The sequence below is a fragment of the Streptococcus sp. HMSC076C09 genome (assembly GCF_001837905.1).
Taxonomy (GTDB): Bacteria; Bacillota; Bacilli; order Lactobacillales; family Streptococcaceae; genus Streptococcus; species Streptococcus parasanguinis_I.
Window position 1 is genome coordinate 1 of record NZ_KV834605.1, and the last position, 254, is coordinate 254.

Sequence of the window (254 nt, forward strand, 5' to 3'; positions counted from 1 at the left end):
GTTGGAGTTGCATTAAAATATTCTGCTATCTTATCTAAATTTGCAAAGGTAGGATAGCTTTTTTGTTTTTCGTAGTCAGAGATGTCTGGAAAGATTGCTCATAAAAAAATGTGGGGCAAATGATGGGGCAAATCAGTTATAGACAAACAAAAAAGCCTTGTAAATCAAGGCTTTTTCCTGTTGATTTAGATGCCCCCTGCATGGATTTGGAAAGGATTTTCATATTGAGAGTAATTAAAAATATTGAAATATAA

1 protein-coding gene is annotated in these 254 nt (G+C 32.7%); it reads right to left on the reverse strand.

Annotation, left to right across the window (positions count from 1 at the left end; translation table 11 throughout):
• Window positions 1-95, reverse strand: a 95-nt coding sequence (locus HMPREF2704_RS11000; protein WP_141751579.1) for a helix-turn-helix domain-containing protein, incomplete at its 3' end; no start/stop codon positions are given.
• Between the last annotated feature and the right edge of the window lie 159 nt (window positions 96-254).